At 68.8% G+C, this 2,991-nt stretch carries 4 protein-coding genes; 2 read left to right on the plus strand and 2 right to left on the minus strand.

The window, feature by feature from the left end; all coding sequences use genetic code 11:
- Together C2I19_RS19530 and C2I19_RS19535 are read left to right on the plus strand one after the other, a co-directional pair.
- On the plus strand, positions 1-497 hold a 497-nt coding region (locus C2I19_RS19530; RefSeq protein WP_233201290.1), incomplete at its 5' end, for an MBL fold metallo-hydrolase.
- Between the two features lie 21 nt (positions 498-518).
- Positions 519-836, plus strand: coding sequence for a DUF190 domain-containing protein (locus C2I19_RS19535; protein WP_103904283.1), 318 nt, complete (start codon positions 519-521; stop codon positions 834-836).
- A 13-nt stretch (positions 837-849) separates the two neighbouring features.
- On the opposite strand, the gene C2I19_RS19540 is transcribed toward C2I19_RS19535, so the two are convergent.
- Together C2I19_RS19540 and C2I19_RS19545 are read right to left on the minus strand one after the other, a co-directional pair.
- Positions 850-1,059 carry a heavy-metal-associated domain-containing protein gene (locus C2I19_RS19540; protein ID WP_103904284.1) on the minus strand — a complete coding sequence of 70 codons (210 nt, stop codon included), beginning with the start codon at positions 1,057-1,059 and terminating at the stop codon, positions 850-852.
- Positions 1,060-1,093: 34 nt separating this feature from the next.
- Positions 1,094-2,991 (minus strand): copper-translocating P-type ATPase (locus tag C2I19_RS19545; RefSeq protein WP_233201291.1); only part of this gene is annotated, 1,898 nt, incomplete at its 5' end.

Below are 2,991 nucleotides of genomic sequence, written 5' to 3' on the forward strand. Positions count from 1 at the left end.
AGCACTTCTTCAATGGCCGCATCTGGCCCGACTATACCCGCCTGCCCACGCCGGAAGCCCCATGGCTGCGCTTGCGGCCGGTGGACATAGGCGACGCCGTCGCGCTGGCCGAAGGGCTGGCCACCGCCCTGCCCGCCCAGCACAGCGTGCCGGCCATAGGCTGGTTGATAGAAGGCCCCTGGCGGGCGCTGGCATTCAGCGGCGACTCCGGTCCCTGTCCGGCCTTCTGGCAATGGCTGGCCGGCGTGCCCTCGCTGACCGACGTGATTTGCGAAGTGACCTATAGCGACGAAAGAATGCACGACGCGCAGCAGCAGGGCCACATGGCGCCGGCGCTGATCGCGCACCTGCTGCCGCTGCTGCCGGTCAACGCCCATCTGTGGGTGACCCACGCCGACCCGGTCTGCCGCGAGGCCGTGATGCAGCAGATGCTGAACCTGTGTCCGCCGGGCGTGCACATCTGTCCGCTGAAAGAGGGTACGCTGATAGAACTGTGACACAGGCGAGCGGAGGTTCCGATGCAAGGCTATCAACTGTCGTTCTTCACCCAGCAGGGGCACCGCCACCACGGCGTGCCGCTGGCCGAATGGATATTGCAGGAGGCCAAGCGCCTGGGCATAGGCGGCGCCACGCTGTTCGCCGCCAGCGAGGGCTTCGGCTCCGGCCGCCGCATCCACGCGGCGCGCTTCTTCGAACTGGCGGACCAGCCGGAAGAAGTGACGATGGCGCTGAGCGCGCCGGAAGCGGATGCCCTGATGGCGCGGCTGCAGCAGGAAGGCGTCAAGGTGTTCTACGTCAAGATGCCCGTCGAATACGGCATGCTGGGCGACAGCTGAGCCCGCGCCAGCCTCAGAAAGTCACGTCGAAGCCGGCCTCGACCACCGCCGCCGCCAGCTCTTCCGGCGACACGAGGCCGGGATCGTAACTGACCTGGGCCTGCTTGGCCTCCAGGCTGACCGATGTGTCGCTGACGCCGGCCATGGTGTCCAGCACGTCCTGCACAGTTTTGACGCAGCCGCCGCAAGTCATGCCGTCGATGTTAAGGATCAAGTCCGCCATATTCTTCTCCACTCAATGAAAGTTAAGGATTGATTCAGCGCCAGCGGCGCAACAATAAAGAATTGGACACCACGGAAACCGAGCTGGCGGCCATCGCCGCGCCGGCAATCACCGGATTGAGCAGGCCCAGCGCCGCCAGCGGGATCCCTAGCATGTTATACACGAAAGCAAACGCCAGGTTCTGCCGAATCTTGGCCAGCGTCCGGCGCGACAGCCGGATGGCGTCCGCCGCGTGGCGCAAGTCGCCGCGCATCAGGGTGATGTCGGCGGCGGAAATCGCCACGTCGGAACCAGACCCCATGGCCAAGCTGACATCGGCCGCCGCCAATGCCGGCGCGTCGTTGACGCCGTCGCCCAGCATGGCCACCACGCGGCCCTGCGACTGCAGCTCGCGCACCACGGCCGCCTTGTCCTGCGGCCGCATGCCGGCGCGCCACGCGTCCACGCCGGCCTCGGCGGCGATGCCGCGCGCCGTCGCCTCGTCGTCGCCGGTCAGCATGATGACCCGCACGCCGCGGCCGCGCAGCTGGCTGACCGCCTCGGCCGAGCCCTCGCGCAGCGGATCGGCCAGGGCCAGCAGGCCCAGCGGCGCGCCGTCCAGACTAACCGCCACCACCGTGGCGCCGGCCCCCTGCCAGGCGCGTGCCGCATCCGGCAGCGCCATGCCCAGCCAAGCCGGCACGCCCACGCGCGCCAGGCCGTGGCCGTCTATCTTAGCCTCCACGCCGCGCCCCACTTCGGCGCGGAAGCTTGAGCACGGCAGCAGCGGCAAGCCCAGCTCGGCCGCCTTGCCCAGCAAGGCGCGCGCCAGCGGATGCTCGGAGCCGGCCTCGGCGCTAGCCGCCAGCTGGATCAGCGCGTTCTCGCCGCCCTTATGCGCCAGCGCATGCGTCAGCGCCGGCCGGCCCTCGGTCAGGGTGCCGGTCTTGTCCACCAGCAGCGTGTCCACCTTGCCGGCCAGCTCCAGCGCCTCCGCGTTGCGGAACAGGATGCCGCGCCGCGCGCCGTTGCCCACGCCCACCATCACCGCCGTCGGCGTGGCCAGGCCCAGCGCGCAAGGGCAGGCGATCACCAATACCGCCACCGCGTGGATCAAAGCCGTAGTCCAGCTGCCCAACAGCCACCCGGTCAATAGAAACGTCAGCAGCGCCACGACGCTGACCGCCGGCACGAATACGCCGGAGATGCGGTCGGCCAGCCGCTGGATGGGCGCCTTGCTGCCCTGGGCCGCCGCCACCATGCGCACGATCTCCGCCAGCTGCGTCTCGCTGCCCACGCCCTCTGCGCGTATCTTCAGCATGCCGTCCTGATTGCGCGTGGCGGCGTAAACCTTGTCTCCGGCGCGTTTCGCCACCGGCCGGCTTTCGCCGGTCAACATGCTCTCATCCAGCCAGGCCTCGCCCGACACCACCACGCCGTCCACCGGCAGGCTGTCGCCATGGCGCGCCACCACGATGTCGCCATGCTTGAGCTGATCGATGGGCACTTCGACCAGCTCGCCGTCCTTCTCCACGCGTGCGCTCTTGGGCGCCAGCCGCATCAGGGCGGCGATGGCGGCCGATGCCCGTCCCTTGGCGCGCGCCTCCAGCAGCTTGCCCAGCAACACCAGCGTGATCACGGCCGAGCTGGCCTCGAAATACACATGCTGATCTTCCAGATTCAGCACGGTGACGACCGCCGACAACAGCCAGGCCATGCTGGTGCCCAAGGCCACCAGCACGTCCATATTGGCCATGCCGCCGCGCAAAGCCTGCCAGGCGCCGCGGTAGAAGCGCCAGCCGACGACGAACTGCACCGGCGTGGCCAAAGCCAGCTGCCATAGCCGCGGCAGCCAGCCATGATGGCCGCCGCCCAGCATGGCTGCCATCTCGATCAGGAAGGGAAAGGTCAACAGCGCCGACGCGGCGAACCACAGCAGCTCGCGCCGGTAGC

The sequence above is a fragment of the Chromobacterium alticapitis genome, assembly GCF_002924365.1.
Lineage (GTDB): Bacteria > Pseudomonadota > Gammaproteobacteria > Burkholderiales > Chromobacteriaceae > Chromobacterium > Chromobacterium alticapitis.

What these genes read in the sequence shown, in the direction of transcription:
- C2I19_RS19540 (WP_103904284.1), bottom strand. Translation starts at nt 1,059, where the DNA reads ATGGCGGACTTGATCCTTAACATCGACGGCATGACTTGCGGCGGCTGC.
- C2I19_RS19535 (WP_103904283.1), top strand. Translation starts at nt 519, where the DNA reads ATGCAAGGCTATCAACTGTCGTTCTTCACCCAGCAGGGGCACCGCCAC.